Raw genomic sequence first — 23,173 nt, 5'->3', positions numbered from 1 at the left:
GGCTCGGATTTCGAACGGCTTTATGTTGACGATTATCTAGGATTTGTAGGATGGAAAGTCATGGCTGTTCACGATAGACAATTTCTTCTGACGGACAAGGCCGGTTCCCTAATGTTATCTATATCCAACGGACTCGTTGTTGATTCTGCCTGCACTGCGTATGGGTATATGCTGGAATCTTCTTGTTTTCGGTCGTGTCTCGGGTTCAATGGTCAAATCAGAGAGCCTTTATATGACGGGTATGCGTTGGGCAATGGGGTTCGGTTATACCTGCCTGTGCTGATACGGTTTGCCTCTCCCGATTCAACGAGTCCGTTTGGCGACGGGGGGCCAAATAGTTATGCTTACTGTCTTGGTGATCCTGTCAATCGCGTCGATCCCTCCGGCCAGACGTCGATATTCCAAGGGGTAAAAAGCTTGTTTTACAAGAAGCTGAGCAAGTATCGGATTCGGCGGGCCTCTCCAGTTGGAAATCATCTGTCCGGAGCAATGGCGGCCGAATATTCGTCACTTCAGAAAGGATTGTCTGAATCTGTTATAAATATCACGGTCGTCCATAGTTCTGCTGATATGAAGAGACTGAATGCTAGTGGGTTTCAGCATAAATATGTGATCGCTGATGATAATACATTTGTTGTCGGGAGCATGAAACGTCCGGCAGAGTTTTCTCATGCCGCAATTGCTAAATATGCTAGTGAAAAGCTAAATGCGAGTGCCAAAATTGTAAGCGCAGGAGGGCTGAAGATGGGTATTAAAGGTGTTGAGGTAGATAACTTTACGGGCCACTATCTTATGCCTCGTGATCGAATTGCGCTCGCCAAGTTCAGGATTCGTGGGCTAGGGATGCGAGCGCGCAACGGAATCAATGTTCAGTAGTAACCGATTGAATACGCGCTTTTGACGCTATCGATCCGCGCCGCAAACGCGGCTCAGATCGCCATGTGCAGTTCGTGGATCTTCAGGTCCGCTTCATGGGCGGCGAGCATGTCCGGCAGCGAGGCGCGCAGGTATTCCACCCAGGTGCGAATCTTCGCATCCAGATACTGGCGCGAGGGGTAGATGGCATAGAGGTTGAGCTCGCCGGAGCGGTACTTGGGCATCATCCGCACCAGGCTGCCGTTGCGCAGGCCGTCGATGGCAGCGTAGATCGGCAGCACGCCGATGCCCATGCCGCTGGTGATGGCGGTGGTCATGGCGTCAGCGGAGTTGACCTGGAATGGCGCGTTGGTGATGTTGACCATTTCCTGGCCATCGGGGCCGTCGAACAGCCATTTCTCCAGTTGCAGCACGGGGCTGATCAAGCGCAGGCAGGAATGTGCGGGCAGATCGCTGGGCTTGTAGGCCATGCCGTAGGTCTGCACGTATTCGGGCGAGGCACAGGCGATGCTGTAGGTGATGCCCAGGCGTTGCGAGACGAAGCCCGAATCCGGCAGCTCGCTGGCCAGCACGATAGACACGTCGTAGCCCTCGTCGAGCAGGTCCGGCACGCGGTTGGCCAGAGTCAGATCGAAGGTGACATCCGGGTGGGTCTTGCGGTAACCGGCGATGGCGTCGATGACGAAGTGCTGGCCGATACCGGTCATGGTGTGCACCTTGAGCTGCCCGGCGGGGCGCGCATGGGCATCACTGGCTTCGGCTTCGGCCTCCTCGACATAGGCGAGGATCTGCTCGCAACGCAATAGATAGCGCTTGCCGGCCTCGGTCAGCGCGATGCGCCGCGTGGTGCGGTTGAGCAAGCGGGTCTGCAGATGGGCTTCCAGATTGGAGACGGCGCGGGAGACGTTGGCAGTGGTGGTATCCAGTTGCACGGCGGCGGCGGTAAAGCTGCCCGCCTCGGCGACGCAACTGAAAGCGCGCATGTTTTGCAGGGTATCCATGTGTCACTCTCAAGATCGACGGCAAATTGTCGCATGAAGTTACAATTCAGTCTTGTGAATAACGCCGTATTATCGCGTTATCGGTAACAAAGAATCGCACGAAGCGCTGCTTATCGGCACCCTTGGCGAGCCCTAGAATTGCCGCTCCAAAGGTCTTTCTTCTCTATTCTCCCCGGGAACTCGCCGCTGTGCCGCCTCGCACCATCCGTCAGCTGAATGCTCTCAGTGTTTTGGCCTTTACCTTGATCATCAGCGGCTGCGTCGGTACGGGGGGCATTGCACCACAAAGCCGTCCCATGGCTGCCGATACCCTGGCCACCGACGCGGCCATCCAGGCTGCCGCGCGGGATGCCCACTGGCCTGCCGCGCAGTGGTGGCAGGGCTATGCCGATCCGCAGCTCGACCGTTGGATCGACTTGGCCGTGCAGGGCAGCCCGAACCTGGCCGCGGCCCTGGCGCGGGTGCGTCAGGCCAAGGCCATGGCCGGAGTGGCCGAGGCGGCCGAGTCGTTGCAGATCAATGGCAAGGCGGCGCTGGATCGGCATAATTGGCCGGCGGATCAGTTCTATGGGCCGGGGGAGTTGTCCGGGGCCACCACCTGGGACAACACCGCCGGCGTCGGCCTGAGCTACTCGCTCGATCTGTGGGGCCGCGAAAGCAACGCCAGCGAGCAGGCAGTCGATATGGCCCACATGAGTGTGGCCGAGGCTCGTCAGGCGCAGTTGGAGCTGGAGAGCAATATCGTGCGGGTGTATATCCAGTTGTCGCTCAACTACGCGCAACGGGACATCGTCCTGGCCACCCTCGCTCAGCAGCAGCAGATTCTCGACCTGGCGCAAAAACGCCTGGAGGGCGGTATCGGGACGCATTTCGAGGTCAGTCAGGCCCAGACGCCGTTGCCCGAAACCCATCGCCAGATCGATGCCTTCGATGAGGCCATCGCGCTCAATCGCAATCAATTGGCCGCCTTGGCCGGCAAGGGGCCGGGTGAGGGCGCGCAGTTGCAGCGTCCGACGCTGGTGCTGGGCGCCGAGCTGAAGTTGCCTTCGGCCTTGCCAGCGCAATTGCTCGGTCAACGCCCTGACGTGGTGGCGGCCCGTTGGCAGGTGGCGGCACAGGCGCGGGGCATCGATGTCGCCCACGCCAATTTCTATCCCAACGTCGACCTGACGGCGAGCTTCAGCTACATGGCGACTGGCGGCAGCATGCTGGGCTTTTTGACCGGCAGCAAATCCAGCTACAACGTCGGCCCGGCCATCAGCCTGCCGATCTTCGACGGTGGTCGCCTGCGCGGCCAACTGGGTGAGGCGAGCGCCGGTTATGACCTGGCGGTGGCGCACTACAACCAGACGCTGGTCAACGCCCTCAAGGATATTTCCGATCAGTTGATCCGCCGCGAATCGATGGCCAAGCAGCAGGGTTTCGCTGCCGAGTCGGTGGCCTCGGCGCAGAAGACTTATGACATTGCGATGATCGCCTATCGACGCGGCCTCACCGATTATCTCAATGTACTCAACGCGCAGACCTTGCTCTTCCACGAGCGCCAGGTCGAGCAGCAGGTGCAGGCCGCGCGCTTGACTGCCCATGCCGAGCTGGTCACGGCGCTGGGCGGCGGTTTGCAGGCGGGGGGCGATGTGCCCTCCGCTGCGCAGGCTGCACCGGGTGGCGTCAAGGCCGGCCTGGTGGCTGCCCTTGTGGGCACGGGCTCTGCCCGCGAAGGCGTCAGATCAGACGCCGAGTCGAACCCGTCGCGGGCAGCGCCCGCTGCCACAAGGGCCTTGCCGGCTGCGGCCGGGGCGCAGTCGCGGCCATGAAAGCATTGATGGCCCTGCCTTGGCGGCGCACAGCGTTCGATTGGGTGCGCAGTGACGGCGTGACCTGGGCGTACATCTTCAAGGTGTTGCTGGCGGCGTTCATCACCCTGTGGCTGGCCATGCGCCTGGAGTTGCCGCAGCCGCGCACGGCGATGATCACGGTGTTCATCGTCATGCAGATTCAAAGCGGCCACGTGTTCGCCAAGAGTTTCTACCGCTTCCTCGGCACCTTGGCCGGCTCGGCGGTGTCGGTGCTGCTGATCGCACTGTTCCCGCAGAATTCCGAACTGTTTTTGCCCTGCCTCGCACTGTGGATCGGCATTTGCTCGATGGGCGCAATGCGCCATCGCAACTTTCGCGGCTATGGCTTCGTGCTGGCGGGCTACACCGCGGCCTTTGTCGGCCTGCCGGCGCTGGCGCATCCCGACGGCGCCTTCCTGGCGGCCATGTGGCGGGTGCTGGAAATCTCCCTCGGGCTGATCGTCTCGACCTTCGTCAGCGCTGCGGTGCTGCCGCAGTCGGCCAGTGCGGCGATGAACAACGCCCTGTACCAGCGGTTTGGTGCCTTCGCCGGGTTCGCCACGCAGGCGTTGCGCGGTAATAGCCAGCGCGAGCTGTTCGAGAGCAATAACGTGCGCTTCATCGCCGAAGCCGTAGGGCTTGAGAGCCTGCGCGGCATCACGGCGTTCGAGGACCCGCACATGCGCCGGCGCAGTGGTCGTGTGAGCCGCTTGAACAGTGAGTTCATGGCCGTGACGACGCGCTTCAATGCCCTGCACCAGTTGCTCGAACGCCGCCGCGTGCAGGGGCCGCAGGTGATCGCCGCGCTGAATCCGGCGCTGCTGGGGCTGGCCGATATTCTCGATCGCTATGCCGGGCGCGGGCTGACGCTCGAAGACGCGGCGCGGCTGGTGCACGCCTTGGCGGATTACCAGCGCGAACTGCCGACGCAGGTGCGCAACCTGCGCGCGCAATTCCTCGAGCTCGACCCCAGCGCCACCCGTCTGCTGGATTTTCATACCGCCAGCGAGTTGCTGTTCCGTTTGGTCGACGATCTGCAGAATTACGCGCAGACGCATGCTTCGCTGGCCGACCACAACCACGTCCGCGAGCGTTGGGATGAGCCCTTCATGCCGCAGACCAACTGGCTGGCCTCGGCGGCGTCGGGGATTCGCGGCGCTACGGTGGTGATGCTCCTGGGCAGTTACTGGCTGCTCACGGCGTGGCCCAGCGGCGCGATCATGACCATCGTCGCGGCGGCCACGGTGGGCCTGTCGGCCGCGACGCCAAACCCCAAGCGGTTCTCGTTCCAGATGGCCTGCGGCACGTTGCTGGGGGCAGTGGTGGGCTTCGCCGAAACCTTCTTCGTACTGCCCTGGATCGACGGCTTCGCGCTGTTGTGCGTGGTGCTCACGCCGGTGTTCATGTTCGGCGCCTTCCTGGCTTCGCGCCCGCAGTACGTTGGCTATGGCGTCGGTTTGCTGATCTTCTTTTCGATCGGCTCGGTGCCGGACAACCTGACGATCTACAACCCCTACAGCTTCATCAACGATTACATCGGCATGGTCCTCGGCATGCTGATCTGCGCTGCGGCCGGGGCGATCATCCTGCCGCCCAACGCGCGCTGGCTGTGGCGGCGCATGGAGCAGGATGTGCGCCGCCAGGTGGTGTTCGCCATCAGCGGCAAGCTGCGCAACCTGGGCACGTCATTCGAAAGCCGTACCCGCGATCTGGTGCATCAGGCGTATGGCCTGGCCGCCGGGCAGCCCCAGGTGCAGCGCGATTTGCTGCGCTGGGCGCTGGTGGTACTGGAAGTCGGTCGGGCGATCATCGACCTGCGCCGCGAGCAGGCGCAAATGCCGGTGCACCCGTCCTACGCCGAGTCGCAGCCGTGGCGCCAGGCGATCCGGGTCATGGGCCGTTCGTTGATCCGCCTGTTCATTCAGCCCAGCCAGGCCAATCTGGAGCGCAGCCTGTACGCGGTGGATCAAGCCATCGAGGCCGTGCAGAACGCCGACGAACCCTTCGGGCCGCATTTCGAGACCTCCGTATTGCGGCGCGTGGCCAGTTACCTGCATTTCATCCGCACCTCTTTGCTCGACCCCCATTCGCCCCTGGCCGCGCTGGCCCCCAGCGATGCACCCGCAGGACTGCCCCATGCCTCGTGAAATTGCCTTCCACGGCGTGTACATGCCGACCATGACCTTGATGTTCCTGCTGGCCGCCGGAGTCACCTGGGCACTGGATCGGTTCCTCAGCGGCCTGGATGTCTATCGGTTTTTCTGGCATCCGGCGCTGCTGCGGCTGTGCCTGTTCGTCTGCATTTTTGGCGCCATGGCGCTCACTGTTTACCGTTGAGACCTGACTGATGAAAAAGCTTTTCAGCCTGATCGGCACCTTGATCGTCCTGGCCGTCGCCGTGTTCATCGGCCGCGCGCTGTGGGTGAATTACATGGACACCCCCTGGACCCGCGATGGCCGGGTGCGCGCCGACATCATCAACGTCGCGGCGGATGTCAGCGGCTACGTGGTGGCGGTGCCGGTCAAGGACAACCAACTGGTGAAAAAGGGCGACGTGCTGATGCAGATCGACCCGGAGCATTACCAGATCGCGATCAAGCAGGCGCAGTCGTTGGTGGCATCGCGCAAGGCCACTTGGGAAATGCGCAAGGTCAACGCCAGCCGCCGTGCCGACCTGGATGCCTTGGTGATCTCCAAGGAAAACCGTGAGGACGCCAGCAACATCGCCAGCTCGGCCGAGGCCGATTATCAACAGGCGCAGGCGCAGCTCGATGCGGCGCAGTTGAACCTCAAGCGCACTCAAGTGCTGGCGACGGTGGATGGTTACGTCACCAACCTCAACGTGCATGTCGGTGATTACGCGCGCACGGGTGACGCGAAGATGGCGGTGGTCGACAAGAATTCGTTCTGGGTTTACGGCTTCTTCGAAGAGACCAAGCTGCCGCACATCCGCGTGGGTGATCAGGCGGATATGCAGATGATGAGCGGCGAGTTGCTCAAGGGGCACGTTGAGAGTATCTCGCGCGGGATCTATGACCGGGACAACCCGCAGAGCCGGGATCTGGTGGCAGACGTGAACCCGACGTTCAACTGGGTACGGTTGGCGCAGCGGGTGCCGGTGCGGATTCATATCGATGAGGTGCCGCAGGGGATGCTGTTGTCTGCCGGCACGACGTGTACGGTGATCGTCAAGGAGTAACGGAGGTGCGCGCGGCTGCCTGCCGTATTTCTGCTGCTTGGGGGGTGTGGTTGGGGGCTACATCGGTGGCGTCTGCTATTGAACACTCGGCTAGGCCGGGAGGCTTTTTGGGGCGGTTGCGGGGCTGCTGAGATTGGGGCAGTTCTGCTTTCGGGCCGGCCTTGGGGTCGCGGCCCCCGCCATTGGCCCTTCGCTTAGGCTCAGGGTGCCCGCGTTCCGGCACGCTTGCGCAGGGCACGCCCCGATGGGCCTTCCATGGCCCAACGGGGCTTGGCCGGCATCCATGCCGGCTATCCCTGCGCAAGCGCACCTCCACGCGGCCTGCTGGAAGGGGGCCGCGACCCCAAGGCCGGCCCGAAAGCAGAACGCGGAGATTGGGGCGCGTGGGTGGATATCTGTGGAGTTTGCCGAGAGGTGTCTGGCCTCTTCGCCGCCGAACGCGCAAGCCCGCTCCCACAGTGCCAGCCGTTCCGGAGTCGGACACCTGTGGGAGCAAGGCTTGCCCGCGAAAGGGCCATCCGATTCAGCATCAATGTTTCTGGTTCAAGCCAAATCTCTTCATCAACACTCGGTCCAGCCATGCCGTTGGCACTAACGCCGCTAGCAGTGGTAATGCCCGGCAGCCGTTGCCGACTCGCACCAAGGCTGGTGGGGTAGCGCGTTGAGCTGCTTCGATTACTTTGCGGGTGACCTCTGATACCGGTGTCGGCCGATCCTGCGACGCGCGCGAGCGTGCTCGAATGCCTTCACGCCACGGCCACCAAGGTGAGGTGGGTGCGATCAGCAGTTCCGCCTGCGCCCCTGCGTTATCGGCAAAGCGCGTATCGATCGCGCCCGGCTGCACCTCCATCACCCGCACGCCCAGTGGCTTGAGCTCCATGCGCATGGCTTCATTGATGGCATGCACGGCCGCTTTCGACGCGCAGTAAACCCCAGCAAACGGCGTCACGAACAGCCCGGAAACGCTGCCGATATTCACCACCAACCCCTGGCGAATCCGCAGCGCGGGCAGCAGTGCACGTGTCACCTCCACCACCGCAAACACATTGGTCTCGAATTGCCGCCGGATCGTCTCGGCACCGCCATCAAGCAGCGGCCCGATAGCGCCATAGCCCGCATTGTTGATCAGTACATCGATACCGCTGCCGTCTTGCGCCAAGCGTTCAGCCAATGCTGCCAAGGCAGCTGCATCAGTGACGTCCAGTTCCAGCGCGACGAAGCCCTCGGCGTGTAACCGCGCAACATCCTCGACCTTGCGCGCCGTCGCCCAGACGTCATAGCCAGCGTTCTTGAAGGCATGGGCCAAGGCGTGGCCGATGCCGCTGGAGCAACCGGTGATGAGGGCGATGGGCATGGGTAAAGCCTTTGGGCAGATAGTGAGAGGGGATCTTATCTCAGACAATTGGAGCTGAGCGGACTTATCTAGGCAGGTTTCTCCGGTCAAATGGCATATATGACCTACAAATAATCCAGTTTGTAGGATTCGCCTGACATACACGCCAGCGCTGATCTGGGACCATTCTCCGCTACCAAAATTGGCCCGCTGGTACCGAAGGTCACCTTGCCTTCACTGATGCGAGCCGCACACCGTCGTGAACCCCAAAACCCATCGGCCTGGCACTATCGCTTTCGTCTGCGGACCTTGAGCTTGATCATCCGCCACCCAAAGGCAATGGAAGCCTGGGAAATACGCCCAGCAGCCCCGTTTTGATGGCGCACTCGCTCGATTCTCAGGCCAGTGTGTGCACCGCGGCGAACTACAAGGAGTAAGCGTTGTTCAGTTCTGCAGATTGCACCCATTTCAACCTCACTATCCCCGCGCTCGACAACGACTTCCAGGTCCTCAGCTTCACCGGTCACGAAGGCATCAACCGTGTCTATCGATTCGAGCTCGTACTCGTCAGCGAAAACCCTGATATCGACCTGTACGGCCTGATGCACAAGCAGGCTTACCTTGCGCTGGACGAAAACGGCACCGGTATCCACGGGCAGATATACAGCGTATCGGCCGGAGATACCGGCAAGCGCCTGCACCGATACTGCGTGTCGCTGGTGCCACAGTTGGCTTATCTCGAGCTTCGTTACAACCAGCGCATTTTCCAGCACAAGAGCGTGATCGAAATCATCAGTCAGGTGTTCGAAGAGCACGGCATCCTCGGCGGTCTGTATCGCTTCCAGTGCAACACCCAGTACCCACCGCGCGACTACTGTGTGCAGTACGACGAGAGCGATCTGCACTTTATTCAACGCTTGTGCGAAGAGGAAGGCATTCACTTCCACTTCGAGCATCGCCCGCAGCAGCACACCATGGTGTTCGGCGATGATCAGGCGGGTCTTCCCAAGCTCGGCAAGGCCGTTTCCTACGTGCAAGACACCGGCATGGTCGCTGATGGTCCGGTCATCAAGCGCTTCGCGGTGCGTACGGAGGCGCGCACAAGCCGTGTCTCGCGTCGCGATTACGATTTCGAAAAACCGCGGCTGCAACTCGACGCCGCCTACCGCCCCGGCGACTACAAAGGCGCCCAGCCGGACCTCGAAGACTACGACTACCCCGGTCGCTTCACCGACGGCACTCGCGGCAAACAGCTCAGCCAGCGGGCCCTCGAACGCCATCGCGCGGACTTCCGCCTGGCCGAAGGCAAGAGTGATGAGCCGCGTTTGCAGAGCGGTTTTTTCATGACCATGGCCGAGCACACCAAGGCTGAATGGAATGACCTGTGGTTGCTGACCGAAGTGTTCCACGAAGGCAAGCAGCCTCAAGTACTCGAAGAGTCCGTCACCAGTGATACCACGGCAAATAAAGACGCCTTCCACCACGGCTACCGCAACCGTTTCCTCGCCACTGCGTGGGACGTGTTCTATCGCCCGCCATTGAAGCACCCTAAGCCGCGAATACTTGGCCTGCAGAGCGCCATCGTCACGGGCCCCAAAGGTGAAGAGATCCACTGCGATCAATACGGCCGCGTCAAAGTGCAATTCCACTGGGATCGCCTCAACGCCTCCGACGACACCAGCAGTTGCTGGCTACGTGTGTCGTCCAGCTGGGCGGGCGACCGCTACGGCGCGATGGCCGTCCCCCGCGTCGGGATGGAAGTCATCGTCACCTTCCTTGAGGGCGATCCGGACCAACCAGTGGTCAGTGGCTGCGTGTACCACAAGGAAAACCCGGTGCCCTATGCGCTGCCGGCGAACAAGACCCAGACCGGGTTCAAGACCCTCAGCACCCCAGGCGGCGGCGGATACAACGAGATCCGTGTCGAGGACAAAAAGGGAGAAGAACAGATCTACCTGCACGCGCAGCGCGACTGGGATGAAAACATCGAAAACGATCAAGTGATTCGTGTTGGTCACGAACGTCATGACACGGTCGAGGGTAACAGTTACAGCGAGTTCAAGGCCGAGGAGCACCGCACTATCGGGGCGGATCGCAAGACTGAAATGAAGGCTGATGACCATCTGAGGGTGGGCAATAACCAGCACATTAAAATCGGCGACTCGCAATTGATCAACGCTGGGCGCGAGATACATCTGAAAGCGGGCGATACCCTTGTGATCGAGGCCGAGGATGAACTGACGGTTCAGGCCGGCGGAAGCTTTATCAAGCTGGATGCAAGTGGTGTAACGGTTATGAGTGCTACCACGAAGGCCAATGCGGGAGGCGCACCGGGGATGGGCACTGGGATTGGGTTATTGACAGCGGTGTTGCCGTTGGCGGCAGATGCTGATCCGGCTGGCGAGTTGTTAAAGACCGCCACGGCCAATACCACCTGGCTTGAATTGAACTTGCATGACCGCAAACTTTTGCCTGTTGGCAACGCACCTTACCGGGTTGAATTTTCCGATGGATCCATCAAGGCGGGCACGCTAGATGCAGATGGATTCGCACGCATCGAGGGCGTACCGCCTGGAAGCGTCAAAGTCCATTACGGCGAATACTGCGACAGTTTTACCCGCAAACTAATCACTGCCTTGACCGGCACCGACGATGACTTGATTGCAGACCTAAATAAGCTCGGGGTGGACCCTGACCAAGTCGATTTGCAGGCACTGGCCGAAAGCGCCTCAGGGAGAGTGGTATGACAGACGACGTCATGGGCAGCGGCGCTGCTGCGGATGATGACCGCACAGCAGCTTATAAAGACGCTGCTATCGCGGTGGCTAAAGGAATCGCGCTCGGTGCGGTGCCCTTCCTCGGGCAGGCGATCGATGCCTACGACACGGTGGAGTCCTGCCTCAGCCTTTACAATTCTGAAACGCCGGATGCTAAAGAGGACGCGGAATTCGATCTGGTGCTCGCACTGGTAGGCTGGATTCCAGGGCCTGGTGATGGCGTGAAGAAAAGTCTGCGGCTGGTCAATCGTGACCCGCAACGTTTTGCTCCGGTGTTGTTCGACCTGCTGCGCTTTATCCTGAGCGAATGCGGGATCAAGACCAGCCCGGAGATGTTGCTGGAGCAGATGTTTGATTCCTCTGCATTGGCTGCGGAAATCGATGAGGTGATAACGGGCGTCAAAGGCTCTTCGACCTTCAAGGCACTGCCGAACTGGACCAAGATCGCTGTTACAACGGTGCTAGCCGATGCCCGCGATAACATGCCGAGGATGATGGGGGTTGTCGAAAAGCGGCTGCTGAAGTGGAAGAAGGTGCAGCGTAATAGTTCAGCTACGTCCAATGGTTCGGAGCGGCCAGCGACGGTGAAGAAACCGGGTGGGCGGGATGCTCAGGTGGGGACTGAAGGGCATGATGGGGCGATAAGAACACATTCGAATCAGAGTGATAAATCGACTCTGCGCGAACTCGCGATTTCCGAACTGACCAATGAAGGGTTGGGGGTGAGTGGGGAGCATATCGCTGATTATATTTGCGCGGAGGAGTTTGGCTGGGGTAAGGATTGGGACGGACATGATAGAGGGGCGGAAGGGGTTTGGCTGGAGGGACGCCCCAGTGAGGTGATAATAGGGAAACTCTCAAAAGGAGGGTATCCGAAGATGCCGAACATACTTTATAAGCTTACTGACCCTGCTAACGGTACCGGTATTGATGCAGTTTGGAGGGCGACCTCCTCGAGCAATAATGGAAAGCGGTATGCTATAGTTGAAGCTAAAGCAAGTAAACATGAAGACGCGCCAAAATTCCATAGGAAAATATCGAGCACTCGAAAGCCCTCTATTACCTCAAAGCTTGGAGTTAATGGTTTGGCGAATATTAGCTCTATTCTAGAGCCCGTCCTGCCAGATGACGACAGTGATTCCGGGCAGAATATACCGTACTCCAAGACGAAACAGGGGGGGCGAATACGTGGTGGAGCCACAACTTCAAAGTCACCGCTTAGGCCTGAAAACTCTCTGATTTATGTTCAGATGAGTGTGGAGTGGATAAATAAAAACATCAACGCATCAGTTTCAAGAGGTCTACGTCGAGATGTCATGTCGTCTTATAGTCGGCATTTATTCTATGCTCCGCTTTATCATATTAGCGGTAGCCCTAAGCAGCATGCTCTTGCCAAGTTAGCTGGCAGTAGTGTCACCCATGATAAGCATGATGCATTTCATTACGGCGAAGAAGAAGTAAAAAGAGCCACTAATAAAAAGAAAAATACTTTGATTCGTAAGTATGGCACTCGATCAACCTTGGCGTTAGAGGTGTAAAAATGAATAGGCGGCAGAAATTTCTCACGGTGTCTCATTACGATAGCGTAAAAAAATATTTCGATGAAGAGGAAGGTTACTGGCAAACTCACTCTATTCAAGCTGATACTCCTGAGCAGGAAAACTATTTGAAGGCCCGTAGAATATGTGACGCTGCGTTGCAAGGCTTATTACTCGACTATACGCGCGGGATCGATATCTGCTCTCTAACGGGATCCTTGGAGGACGTTGTAGTCGCATACGAGCGAATGCAAATAGCACTCTCTATTTCCGAGCGGAATCCACTTATTAGCCCTTTAAACTTGGCAGAGTGGCCTGACGAATTCGAGGAGGCAGTACAGATAATAGGGCTCTGTGTCCTGCTTCATCGCCAGGATCTTCTTAAGCGGTTCGCCGCCCTTTTTGATGCTGCCGGGTACAAAGGGCAAGATTTGCTATTTGAAGATCTCGTCCGAAACTTTATGTCAGGGCGGGCGGATATAGATGAATGGTATCATCCTGTTTATACACAACTGATACAAGCAGTATACGAAGCCGATCGTGCGGAAGCATCGATATTGTTGGCAGACTATTGCGCAAATTGGTATTCCGCTTTCGAGAATTCCTCTTGGCATGATAGTCATAAGGATGAAGAAGGTACCTATTTTGGCTATTGGGCTATTGAGGCCGGAGCAATTGCGTATTTATATGGAGTTGACGATAGCAAAGTAGACCATATTGTTTACCCTAAAGCGCTCGTTGAATATGCACGAACTTATAAACCCAATGGATCGACAGCTGCTGCAGGTAAGGTTTATGCGGGGCAGCTTTGTACTCGCTCCGGATTTTGGTTCAGCACTGCGCAACCAAATTCCAGGCGTTTTTTCAAACAAGGCGAGATCATGCCTGAATTCAATGGGTCATCATGGGGATCGACGATTTGGTATTGGTCGGGGGAAAATGAGTAAACATTTGGAACGAGGCAATTGAAGCTATCTTGGCTTACTCATAGCTGATAACGATGTCATCACACATCTAACAGCAAACGCTGGTACGCCGGATACCTAAGGCGACGCTCAGCTCATCTGGTGCTGGCGTTGATGGGCTGGATCCCGGGACATAGCGATGGCGTGAAGAAAAGTCTGCGGCTGGTCAATCGTGACCCGCAACGTTTTGCTCCGGTGTTGTTCGACTTGCTGCGCTTTATCCTGACCGAATGCGGGATCAAGACTAGCCCGGGGATGTTGCTGAAGCAGATGTTTGATGCCTCTGCATTGGCCGCAGAAATCGATGCGGTGATAACGGGCGTCAAAGGCTCTTCGACCTTCAGGGCACTGCCAAACTGGACCAAGATCGCTGTCACAACGGTGCTAGCCGATGCCCGCGATAATATGCCGAAAATGATGGGGGTTGTTGAAAAGCGCCTGCTGAAGTGGAAGAAGGTACAGCGTAATGGTTCAGCTGCGTCCAATGGTTCGGAGCGGCCAGCGACGGTGAAGAAACCGGGTGGTTGGGGTGCTCAAGTGGGGGCTGAAGGGCATGATGGGGCGAGTAGTACGCATTCGAATTGGAGTTGTTGTTGCTATTTTGATAGTTGGAGGTATATCAAGTGTCGGTGAGCTCTTGGAACCTTTATATACCTCATCTGAGACGGGAGCGCCACAATATAGCCCAAGTTCAATGCCCTCAAGAGGAAAACGAAATAAGGGTGGGGCTGGTAGTGCTTCCGCTTCTTCAAAGCCGCTGAATCGGTCTAAAAAAGTATTAGTGCAAATGAGTGCGGAATGGATCTTAAGGGATTTAGATAAGGCAGTAGGGGTTGTGAATAAGAACTCTGTATTGAGTTTATATAGCCGCCATTTGTTCTACGCTCCTGTTTGTCATCCAAGTGGCAGCCCTAAGCAACACGCTTTGGCGAAGGTTTCTACGGTTCCGGAAAATCATGATACTCATAAAGCATTTCATTACGGCGAGCATGCTATCAAAATTGCTGTAAATAAGAAGAAAAGCTCGTTATCCAAAAAATATGGCAAGCTAACTTCGCTTGCTGCGGAGGTGTAGCATTGAACAGAAGGCAGAATTTTCTAACAGAACGGAGCTACGAGCTCTTGTCTAAGCACTATGCTAACGAAGAGACGTATTGGAGGGAGAATCATCTGGAAGCGGATTCGGAAAGCCACGAGCTTTCAATGAAGTCCACGCTGCTAAAGGATGCATGTTTCAAATCACTTCTGCTGGAGTACACTGCCGGGTGTGAACCGGAAAAGATGATTGCTTTGTTAGCGTGTTTAGTTGAAAAATACGAAAGTCGCCAATTGCTGCTTTCGAAGTACGATGGGCGTATTAATATCGCGCCCTTGGCCATTGACGACTTACTAGATCAGTATGAGGAATTCATCCAAGTATTGAGCTTGTGTATTCTTCTCGATCAGCCAGACCTTCTAGTGAGATTTGTTGGGTTATTTGATAGGGCCGAATATTTTGGTAGTGATGCGCTTTACGAGGACTTGTTGACTAAGGTTGTACCAGGAAGGTCGGACGTTGATACTTGGTATCACAGCGAGTATAGCAAGCTGCTTTACGCGATATACGCCGATACATCGGACGAGGCTTCGAGACTTCTCGAGGAATATTGCGATGAATGGTATTCATCATTCCGGCAGGCGCCTTGGCATGATCTACATATTGGAGGTGATACACAGGGATACGTGGGTTACTGGGCTTTCGAAGCTGCGGCAGTCGCCTACCTTTAAGAGATCGACAATAGCAAAATCAAACATATGGTCTACCCCAAAGACCTCGTCGAATATGCTAGAAGCTCCTCTAGTAGTAAGGGTCTACAGGGACCTGGAAGGGTGAGCGCTAATAACCCGTGTCCGAGGACAGGTTTTTGGTTCAGCTCTGCAAGAGCTGACTCGAAACAGTTTTTCAAACAAGGCGAAATCATGCCTGAATTTAGAGGGTCGTCGTGGGGATCAACAATATGGTATTGGTCGGGGGAAAAAGAATCCTAAAAAGATATCTCGCGAAGGGAGATACCAACGCCCACACCCCTCTCGATCTGGCCCTGCATGGTCCGGGCCCGTGCCCTCTCTTCAGGCGTCTGCGCGCGGGTACCCTGAGCTTAGGCGAAGGGCCAATGGGCAGGGCGGGCCGCACGGCCGCGGACCAAGCAGGGCCAGCACACATATCTCAAACCTACCGCCAACAGTCTTTTGCCGTTGCCGTTGCCGGCCAATCCCCAAATCCCAGGCAATAAAAAACCCGCCGAAGCGGGTTTCCGAAGACCATTCCACATCCTGTGGTAGCCCTCCGGGCCATGGTCGATCATCCTTGATCCAGCAGCGCTGCCTGCGTTGCTGTCGATGGGTTTAGATTACTGCGTCACCACGTTGCGCCATAGAGCCAAACACCACCACGGCGTGTAAGCGTTTGGCTATAGCCGCGTGCGCGAACGTCCGACGTCTAGACGCGCTGCTGCAGATCTGCGATCAATGAATCCACCCGCTTTAGCGGACTTGAGCGTAGAGGCCATCATGAAGGCGTCATCGCTGGAGAGGATGCGTTCTTCCAGGGCCGTCGATAGCAAGGAAGAAATAGGTGGCAGCTGTACGCGGGCTGGTAAACCGGCCACAACCACCGGCAGGCGCAAGGCCTCCCGCGTACAGTCGCCATAGAGCGATTTGCGGGCCCGAAATATCCACCAGCGAATGCCTCAAGCGCTGATTGTTGTAGCACGGATTACCATGCCAGACCGCTGATAGGCAGCGGCGTCGGCCCCATACCGCCCCAGCGCGCGGCTGGCAAGGCGCGCATACGCATACGCGCCTTACCCTAAAGAATCAAAGAGTCAAAAATACCCACACCATTCTCGATCTGACCCTGTTTGGTCCGGGCCTGTGCGGCCGCCCCTCCAGCAGGCCGCGCGCAGGCGCCTGAAGAGAGGGAGATCCCGGCAGGATGCCGGGTCAGGCGCGTTGGGCCATGGATGGCCCATTGCGCCGTGCCCTCTCTTCAGGCGTCTGCGCGCGGGTACCTTGAGCCTAGGCGAAGGGCCAATGGGCAGGGCGAGCCGCACAGGCCCGGACCAAGCAGGGCCAGCACGCAAATCTCAAACCCACCGCCAACAATCTTGCGCCGTTGCCGTTGCCGTTGCCGTTGCCGTTGCCGTCGCCGCACAAAAAAGCCCCCGATCCCCTCGCTGCGGATAGGGTACGCAGCGAGCGGATCGGGGGCCTGTTCCAGCCGTGACGCTTATTGAGCGATGGTTTTCACCGACACGCCGCGGTCGATCGGGGTCGACCGGCCGTAGATGTCTTCGAAACGCTCGATATCGTCTTCACCCAGGTAGCTGCCAGACTGAACCTCGATGATTTCCAGCGGGATCTTGCCCGGGTTGCGCAGACGGTGCACCGACGCGATCGGGATATAGGTCGACTGGTTTTCACACAGCAGGAACACGTTTTCGTCGCAGGTCACTTCTGCCGTGCCCGACACCACGATCCAGTGCTCGGCACGGTGGTGGTGCATCTGCAGCGACAGGCAAGCGCCTGGCTTGACCGAAATATGCTTGACCTGGAAGCGGCCGCCCATGTCCACCGAATCGTACGAGCCCCATGGGCGGTACACTTCGCAGTGGTTCTGGGTTTCGCTGCGGCCCTGTTCGTTGAGAGTCGCGACCATCTGCTTGACGCCCTGGACCTTGTCCTTGTGAGCAATCATCATCGCGTCCTTGGTTTCGACCACGACGATGTTGTCCAGGCCGATCACCGACACCAGCTTGCCATTGCCGTGGATCATGCAATTGCGGCTGTCCTGGATGACCACGTCGCCCTTGCTGACGTTACCGTTGTCGTCCTTGGCGTTGACTTCCCACAGCGAAGCCCAGCAACCGACGTCGCTCCAACCGGCCGACAGCGGTACCACACAGGCGCGCTGGGTTTTTTCCATCACCGAGTAGTCGATGGAATTGTCCGGGCACAACGCGAAGGTGGCATCGTCGATCTCGACGTTGTCGCCTTCATGCTTGCTGCGCTCCAGGGTGAGCATGCAGTTGTCGTAGATGTCCGAATCGTGCTTTTTCAGTTCTTCGAGGAAACGGCTGGCGCGGAACAGGAACATGCCGCTGTTCCAGAAGTAACCGCCGGCTTCGACAAACTCGGTAGCGCGTTTTTCGTCGGGTTTTTCGACGAAATGCGCGACGCGGCTGACGCCCTCAGGCAACAGCGCATCGTTGGTCGACTTGATGTAACCGTAACCGGTTTCCGGGCGCGTGGCCGGCACACCGAACAGCACCATCTCGCCACGCTCGGCGGCCACAGTGGCCAGGGCCAGGGCGCGCTGCAGGGCTTTCTGGTCTTCGATGACGTGGTCGGCGGGCAGCACCAGCATCAGGTCGTCGCGGCCTTCGTTGACCAGCTTCATGGCGGTCAGGGCTACGGCCGGTGCGGTGTTGCGGCCGAAGGGCTCCATCAGGATGCCCTGGGTCTCGAGCTTGAGCTTGGCCAACTGCTCGTTGACGATAAAGCGGTGGTCCTTGTTGCAGACCACGATTGGCTTGTCCATGCCGTCGAACACCAGCCGTTCCAGGGTTTGCTGGAACAGCGTGTGTTCGCCGGTCAGGGCCAGAAACTGTTTAGGGAATTGCTTGCGCGAAAGCGGCCAAAGACGTGAGCCGCTACCACCTGACAAGATCACCGGAATCATGTTGTTTCTCCTAGATATTCGTATGGGCTGACTGTTGTTGCCGTTTCTGTCTTGTTGTTGTTCCCGGTCGACCGGCCACCTGGCCAGTCGACGCAATACTCATCACGCTAAAGGCTTACTTGCTCGCCACTGGCGGCTTGACCCACACCGGCGACAGGCTGCTGCCGCTACCGGTGACGTACAGCACGGCCGCTTCGCCGCGTTCCAGGGCAACCGGCTTGAGGTCCGAAACCTTCTTGTCGCCCTGATACAGCGCCAGAGTGACTTTCACTGGGTTGATTTCACGATCGCCGTGGGCCTTGGGTGCCACGGAAGGGACCACGTCGGTTTTACCGTCGGCGGTTTTCAGGGTCAGAGGCGCGTCGGTAAGGTTCTGCACGCGCACCAGGGATTTCTGCTTGTTCTTGAACGGAGGCTCATCCACCAGTACAGGCTGGCCGCTGCCGTTGTTGACGATGGTGTAGTACTGGTCCGAAGCCAGCTTCACCGGCAAGGTAGCGTTGCCGATCTTGGCGCTGTAGTCGCCCTGCGGCATGAAGCTGAAAGCGCTGCTGCCCTGCACGGGGATTTCATTGAGGCTGGTATTGCCGACGCTCGCGGCGACCGGTTGGTTGCCAGCGTTGTAGACCCGCACGAAGGTCGAGCCCTTCGGCGCGGTAGGGCCATACAGAGCCGAGTCACCGGCGGCGAAGGCCTGGACCGACAGCAGGCTCATGCCTGCGACCAGGGCGCAGGCCTTGGCGATACGTTTGACAGCCGGGGTACGGGTGGCGGCAGTAGCGTTAGTCATGCGTCATTCCTCTTGCAATAAATTCGAATGTGGGCCGCGGTGCAGCTCAATTGGATTGGCCCACGGCCAGGTTCTGGTTGTTGGTGTCCGAGCTCTTCTTCAAGTTGGCGACCCATTTGGGATCGAACTCGCTCAGATCGTTCTTCATCGGCAGATAGCGTTCAGGGAATTCCCAGATCAACACCTGTGGCGGACTGTTCTTGAAAGCATCGGTTTGTAGGTACTTGAGCATCGGCAGGATCGGCCCGTGGCCGTCTTCTGCGTAATTGACAACGTCACTTTTCAGCGACTGCTGCAATGCGCCCAGGAAGTTCCAGTGCGGATTGGCGCTGTAGCTGGTACCGACCAGCGCCACCGGAATATCGTTGTTGGCGAACAGCGCTGCATCACCGGCATCGCTGCTCGAATCAGCCGAACTATTGACCACAGTTGTTGCACGTTGTTGCAGATCATCCGGCTTTGGCAGCAAATTGCTGAACAGCGGATCGAGCGGCAGGAACGTGGTCAGGTCGCCCTTGTAGGGCTCGGTTTTCACGGCGGCGGTCTCATACTGCTGCGGCGTGCCATTGAGCGGCATCTGCGCGGCGATGGTCTTGCTCAGGTTCTGCGCCACCACCTCGGCGCCCATGGGCGTCCAGTGCGTATCGGTACGCAAAAACACCTGACCCTGCTGCTTGGCCTGCTGCAACGGCGCCAGCAGATCAGGGGCAACGATGCCGGCCTGTTGCGCCTGGGCATGGAACTGCTGGTAGAGGTCCGCGTGCAGGCTGGCAGGCGTCTGCGCGCCAATGTGCTCGGGGTACAGACGCGCCTTGGCCGGCACGATCGCCATCACCAGTTGCACACCGTGCTGCTTGAGCTGGTCGCGCACACCACGGATCAGCGCGAAGTTCTCGGCCTCGATCTGTTCACTGTTGGCTACTGGATCGAACTCTTCGTCGGTGTACAGCCACTGGTCCTTGCCGAGGATCACGCCTGGGCGGCCTTCGTTGAACACCTTGAAATCCAGCGCCGCCCAGATGTTGGTGCCCAGGCGCTTGATCGGGAACTCGTCGTCGTAGTGAGTCTCGACGGCCTTGGCCCATTTACCGTTGAGCAGGGTCATCTGCTCGGTACGGTTGAAATTGCCGAACGCCGTCAGGGACCAGATCCCCAAGGCCAGCAGCAGCCCCAGAAACAAGGCGATGTAGAGGATGCGTAATGAACGGGTCATGATTCGGCCTCCCTCAGAACTGGAAGTAAAGGAACGGCGAGAAGCTCTGCGCCGAAAGTTTGAGGATCGAGGCTGCGAACATCAGCAGAATCAAAGCGCGCATCGCATAGCGCGGCCAGTCGGCGACCCAGGCCGAGGCCTGTACGTCATGGCCGTGCGCATAGGCGGCGACCTGCGCCGGCTGATCGCCCGGTGTGGCGCGCAACAAGCCTGGCTGGGCAGTCGCCGGGCCGTTGGCCACGTCGCTGTCGGTGGCTTGCGCCTTGGGCGACTTGACCTGCAGCGGCTTGCGGTACAGATCGCGCAGGCCGAAAAACGCCAGCGTGATATAGGCGACCACCAAGGTGGCAACCTGCAAACCGGTCAGGCTCGCCGCGTTGAGCTCGGACAGCTTCCAGTCGCCAAAGCTGAACATGGCGCCGTACATGCGGCCGGCCACGTGCAGGTTCTCGGAACGGAAGATCACCCAGCCCATGATCACCAGCAAAAAGGTGAAGGCCCAGCGGATCGGATTCAGCGCCCGCGGCGTGGTGTTGATACCCAGTGCCCGCTCGATTGCCAGCCACACACCGTGCCAGGCACCCCAGACGATGTAAGTGATGTTGGCGCCGTGCCACAGACCGCCCAGCAGCATGGTCAGGATCAGGTTGCGGTAGGTCGCGAACGTGCCGCCACGGTTACCGCCCAGCGTGATGTACAGATAGTCGCGCAGCCAGGTCGACAGGCTGATGTGCCAACGCCGCCAGAACTCGGTGATCGACTGGCTGATGTACGGCTGCTTGAAGTTCTCCATGAACCGGAAGCCCATCATCAGGCCCAGACCGATGGCCATGTCGCTGTAGCCGGAGAAGTCGAAGTACAACTGTGCGGTGTAGGCCAGCGCACCCAGCCAGGCGTCGCCGGTGGTCGGGTGGGTGAGGGCGAAGGAGTGGTCGGCGATCACCGCGATGGTGTCGGCGATGAATACCTTCTTGATAAAGCCCTGCATGAACCGCGTCGCGCCCTCGGAGAATTTGTCCAGGGTGTGCGTGCGGTTGTTGAACTGATCGGCCAGGTCCTTGAAGCGCAGCACGGGGCCGGCGATCAAGTGCGGGAAGATCGCCACGAAGGCGGCAAAATCGATGAGGTTGCGCGTGGCCGGGGTGTCACCGCGGTACACGTCGATGATGTAGCTGATCGACTCGAAGATGTAGAACGAGATACCGATCGGCAACAGCACATGAGTCAGGATGAACGGCTCCAGGCCGAACGAATGCATGATTGCGTTGATGCTCTCGACGCCGAAGTTGGCGTACTTGAAGTAGCCAAGGATGCACAGGTCGACGGCGACGCCCATCAGCAGATAGCGCTGGGCGGACTTGGTCCGTACCCCGGCAGCCCCTACGCGCAGGCCGATCCAGTAGTTCCACAGCGTGACGCCGGCGAACAGGGCCAGGAAGTCTACCCGCCACCAGGCGTAGAACACGTAGCTGGCGACCAGCAGCAGCAGGTTTCGGTAGCGGTTGCCGCTCAAGTAGTACAGGCCCAGGAAGACCGGTAGAAACAGGAACAGGAACACGTTGGATGAGAACACCATCCCGATCTCTCCTTTGTTGCAACTTGCAGTCAGGGGCAGCAGTCACAGGCCGCGCCCCCCCCAAACCCCCCCGCAGGAGGGCCCATGAAAATTCTTGTTTTACTGCGCTCCTGTGGGCGCGAGTCTTGCTCGCGAATTCGCGGGCAGAGCCCGCTCCCACAGGAAATGCGTTTGCGGTATCAGGAGCCAGCGTCGCCCGAGCCACCGCTGTCTTCGGCGCCGCCTTTGCCGCCCTTGTCATCCGCCGGATCGAACACGCGAGTCAAATCGCCGCCCAGACGGAAGGTCTTGTAGGGCTGGCCGACGTGACGGCGTTCGATGGTGTCCGGGGCGCAGGCGTACAGCGAGCAGTAGGGTTCAAGCCAGGCCCATTTGCTCTGCACCTTGATCTCGGTCATGTCCGGGCTCTCGCCGTTCTTGGACTGGAACTCGTTGGGGTCCTTGACACCATTGAGGATCACGTTGCCCAGACGCTGCAGGGCGCCGTTGTTTTCCGGGCGCAGATCCACGCCATTGGCCTGAGCGAAGACGGCGATCATGGTCAGCGGCGCGACCGCGTAGGCGTGATACGCCAGGGCGCGTTGCTTGCGCTTCAGCTCGTTGGGCAGGAAGCCCTGAGCGTCGACCTGACTGGCACCCTCTTTGAATTCCTTGACCGACCAGTCGAACAGGTCGCGACGGTTGAGCACGATCGAGGTCGACATCACCGACCACGCGGCCCAATAGGTGTGGTTGTTGTTCTTGTCCAACGGCAGGTTGTCCCAATCGCTGACGACCTGATCGGCCAGCCGCCCAAACCAGGCTTCGATCGGTTTGGTTTGCGCGTCCTTGCCTGCCAGTGGGTGGGTGTCGGCGAACTTCAGTTGCAGGTAGGCCGAGGACATGCTGCCCAGTGCCCATTTGCGCATCGACTTGCCGGTGTGGTTGAAGTCGGTGGACATCAGCGCGTTGGCGTTGGCCCAAGTGTCGAGCCAGCTCAGGGCGCAGTCCAGCTGCTCCGGCCGGCCATCACGCATATAGGCCATGACCACCTTGCTGGTGCCACGCTCCATATTGGTGATGTCCTTGGTCGCATCGCGAAATGCGGCGTCGGAATCGGCATTGAACGTCGAACGATCCTTGCCCGAACCTTCGTACTTGCTGCGGAACTGCAAGCTTTCGGTGTAAGGCTTGGGCGGCGAATCGCAGCTGAAATTGCCCGGCTTGACCTTGGGTTTCTCGATGCCGCTGAGGTAGCCCTTGGGCGGTACCAGATCAGCGGCCTGCGCGGCCACTGCCGGGCCGAACAAGGCCAGTGTCAGCAGTGAGGGTGCGAGCCATTGGCGTGTTGCTGTTTTCAAAGTTTGCATA

17 protein-coding genes and 1 pseudogene are annotated in these 23,173 nt (G+C 58.6%); 11 read left to right on the top strand and 7 right to left on the bottom strand.

Going from position 1 to position 23,173, the window contains the following annotated elements:
* Positions 1 to 60: 60 nt before the first annotated feature.
* Positions 61 to 876, top strand: a complete 816-nt coding sequence (locus REH34_RS10500) for an RHS repeat-associated core domain-containing protein (RefSeq protein WP_311971596.1) — start codon at positions 61 to 63, stop codon at positions 874 to 876.
* Between the two features lie 53 nt (positions 877 to 929).
* Here REH34_RS10500 and REH34_RS10495 read toward each other — a convergent pair whose 3' ends face one another.
* Entirely contained in the window at positions 930 to 1,877 is a 948-nt protein-coding gene (locus REH34_RS10495; protein WP_226502994.1) for a LysR family transcriptional regulator, read from the bottom strand.
* Positions 1,878 to 2,065: 188 nt separating this feature from the next.
* Between REH34_RS10495 and REH34_RS10490 the strand changes: the two are divergent.
* From REH34_RS10490 to REH34_RS10475, 4 genes and pseudogenes are all read left to right on the top strand, one after another.
* A pseudogene (locus tag REH34_RS10490) lies at positions 2,066 to 3,538 on the top strand (efflux transporter outer membrane subunit); the annotation flags it as partial.
* A 149-nt stretch (positions 3,539 to 3,687) separates the two neighbouring features.
* Entirely contained in the window at positions 3,688 to 5,859 is a 2,172-nt protein-coding gene (locus tag REH34_RS10485) for an FUSC family protein (RefSeq protein ID WP_226502995.1), read from the top strand.
* Positions 5,849 to 6,049 carry a DUF1656 domain-containing protein gene (locus REH34_RS10480; protein WP_226502996.1) on the top strand — a complete coding sequence of 67 codons (201 nt, stop codon included), beginning with the start codon at positions 5,849 to 5,851 and terminating at the stop codon, positions 6,047 to 6,049. Before REH34_RS10485 ends, REH34_RS10480 begins: the two co-directional genes overlap by 11 nt.
* Positions 6,050 to 6,059: 10 nt before the next feature.
* Positions 6,060 to 6,911 carry an HlyD family secretion protein gene (locus REH34_RS10475; RefSeq protein ID WP_311971595.1) on the top strand — a complete coding sequence of 284 codons (852 nt, stop codon included), beginning with the start codon at positions 6,060 to 6,062 and terminating at the stop codon, positions 6,909 to 6,911.
* A 529-nt stretch (positions 6,912 to 7,440) separates the two neighbouring features.
* Here REH34_RS10475 and REH34_RS10470 read toward each other — a convergent pair.
* Positions 7,441 to 8,265, bottom strand: a complete 825-nt coding sequence (locus tag REH34_RS10470) for an SDR family oxidoreductase (RefSeq protein WP_311971594.1) — start codon at positions 8,263 to 8,265, stop codon at positions 7,441 to 7,443.
* 419 nt (positions 8,266 to 8,684) lie between these two features.
* Between REH34_RS10470 and tssI the strand changes: the two genes are divergently transcribed.
* The 6 genes from tssI to REH34_RS10440 all read left to right on the top strand — a co-directional run bounded on the left by tssI (position 8,685) and on the right by REH34_RS10440 (position 15,291).
* Entirely contained in the window at positions 8,685 to 10,991 is a 2,307-nt protein-coding gene (gene tssI / locus REH34_RS10465) for a type VI secretion system tip protein TssI/VgrG (protein ID WP_311971593.1), read from the top strand.
* A complete protein-coding gene (locus REH34_RS10460; protein ID WP_311971592.1) occupies positions 10,988 to 12,559 on the top strand; it encodes a hypothetical protein in 1,572 nt (523 codons plus the stop codon). The genes tssI and REH34_RS10460 overlap by 4 nt, the downstream gene beginning before the upstream one ends.
* Before the next feature lie 2 nt (positions 12,560 to 12,561).
* The gene (locus REH34_RS10455; protein WP_311971591.1) at positions 12,562 to 13,506 is read left to right on the top strand and encodes a PoNe immunity protein domain-containing protein; all 945 of its coding nucleotides are present in this window, start codon (positions 12,562 to 12,564) and stop codon (positions 13,504 to 13,506) included.
* A 132-nt stretch (positions 13,507 to 13,638) separates the two neighbouring features.
* Positions 13,639 to 14,157 carry a hypothetical protein gene (locus tag REH34_RS10450; RefSeq protein ID WP_311971590.1) on the top strand — a complete coding sequence of 173 codons (519 nt, stop codon included), beginning with the start codon at positions 13,639 to 13,641 and terminating at the stop codon, positions 14,155 to 14,157.
* A gap of 4 nt (positions 14,158 to 14,161) precedes the next feature.
* Positions 14,162 to 14,599 carry a hypothetical protein gene (locus REH34_RS10445; RefSeq protein ID WP_311971589.1) on the top strand — a complete coding sequence of 146 codons (438 nt, stop codon included), beginning with the start codon at positions 14,162 to 14,164 and terminating at the stop codon, positions 14,597 to 14,599.
* A 47-nt stretch (positions 14,600 to 14,646) separates the two neighbouring features.
* Positions 14,647 to 15,291, top strand: a complete 645-nt coding sequence (locus tag REH34_RS10440) for a PoNe immunity protein domain-containing protein (RefSeq protein ID WP_311971588.1) — start codon at positions 14,647 to 14,649, stop codon at positions 15,289 to 15,291.
* Positions 15,292 to 16,792: 1,501 nt separating this feature from the next.
* Here the strand turns inward: REH34_RS10440 and REH34_RS10435 are convergent.
* From REH34_RS10435 to REH34_RS10415, 5 genes are all read right to left on the bottom strand, one after another.
* Entirely contained in the window at positions 16,793 to 18,244 is a 1,452-nt protein-coding gene (locus REH34_RS10435; protein ID WP_226502999.1) for a mannose-1-phosphate guanylyltransferase/mannose-6-phosphate isomerase, read from the bottom strand.
* 115 nt (positions 18,245 to 18,359) lie between these two features.
* Entirely contained in the window at positions 18,360 to 19,034 is a 675-nt protein-coding gene (locus tag REH34_RS10430) for an alginate O-acetyltransferase AlgF (protein WP_311971587.1), read from the bottom strand.
* 46 nt (positions 19,035 to 19,080) lie between these two features.
* Positions 19,081 to 20,247 carry an alginate O-acetyltransferase gene (locus REH34_RS10425; protein WP_311971586.1) on the bottom strand — a complete coding sequence of 389 codons (1,167 nt, stop codon included), beginning with the start codon at positions 20,245 to 20,247 and terminating at the stop codon, positions 19,081 to 19,083.
* Positions 20,248 to 20,260: 13 nt separating this feature from the next.
* Positions 20,261 to 21,823 (bottom strand): MBOAT family protein, encoded by a 1,563-nt coding sequence (locus REH34_RS10420; RefSeq protein WP_311971585.1) that lies wholly within the window; start codon positions 21,821 to 21,823, stop codon positions 20,261 to 20,263.
* 179 nt (positions 21,824 to 22,002) lie between these two features.
* Positions 22,003 to 23,172: a mannuronate-specific alginate lyase gene (locus REH34_RS10415; RefSeq protein WP_226503003.1), complete on the bottom strand. Its 1,170-nt coding sequence runs from the start codon at positions 23,170 to 23,172 to the stop codon at positions 22,003 to 22,005.
* Position 23,173: the final 1 nt, after the last annotated feature.

The organism is Pseudomonas baltica, from assembly GCF_031880315.1.
Lineage (GTDB): Bacteria > Pseudomonadota > Gammaproteobacteria > Pseudomonadales > Pseudomonadaceae > Aquipseudomonas.
The sequence above is the reverse complement of the archived record's forward strand: the minus strand, read 5'-3'. Positions and strand labels throughout refer to the sequence as shown.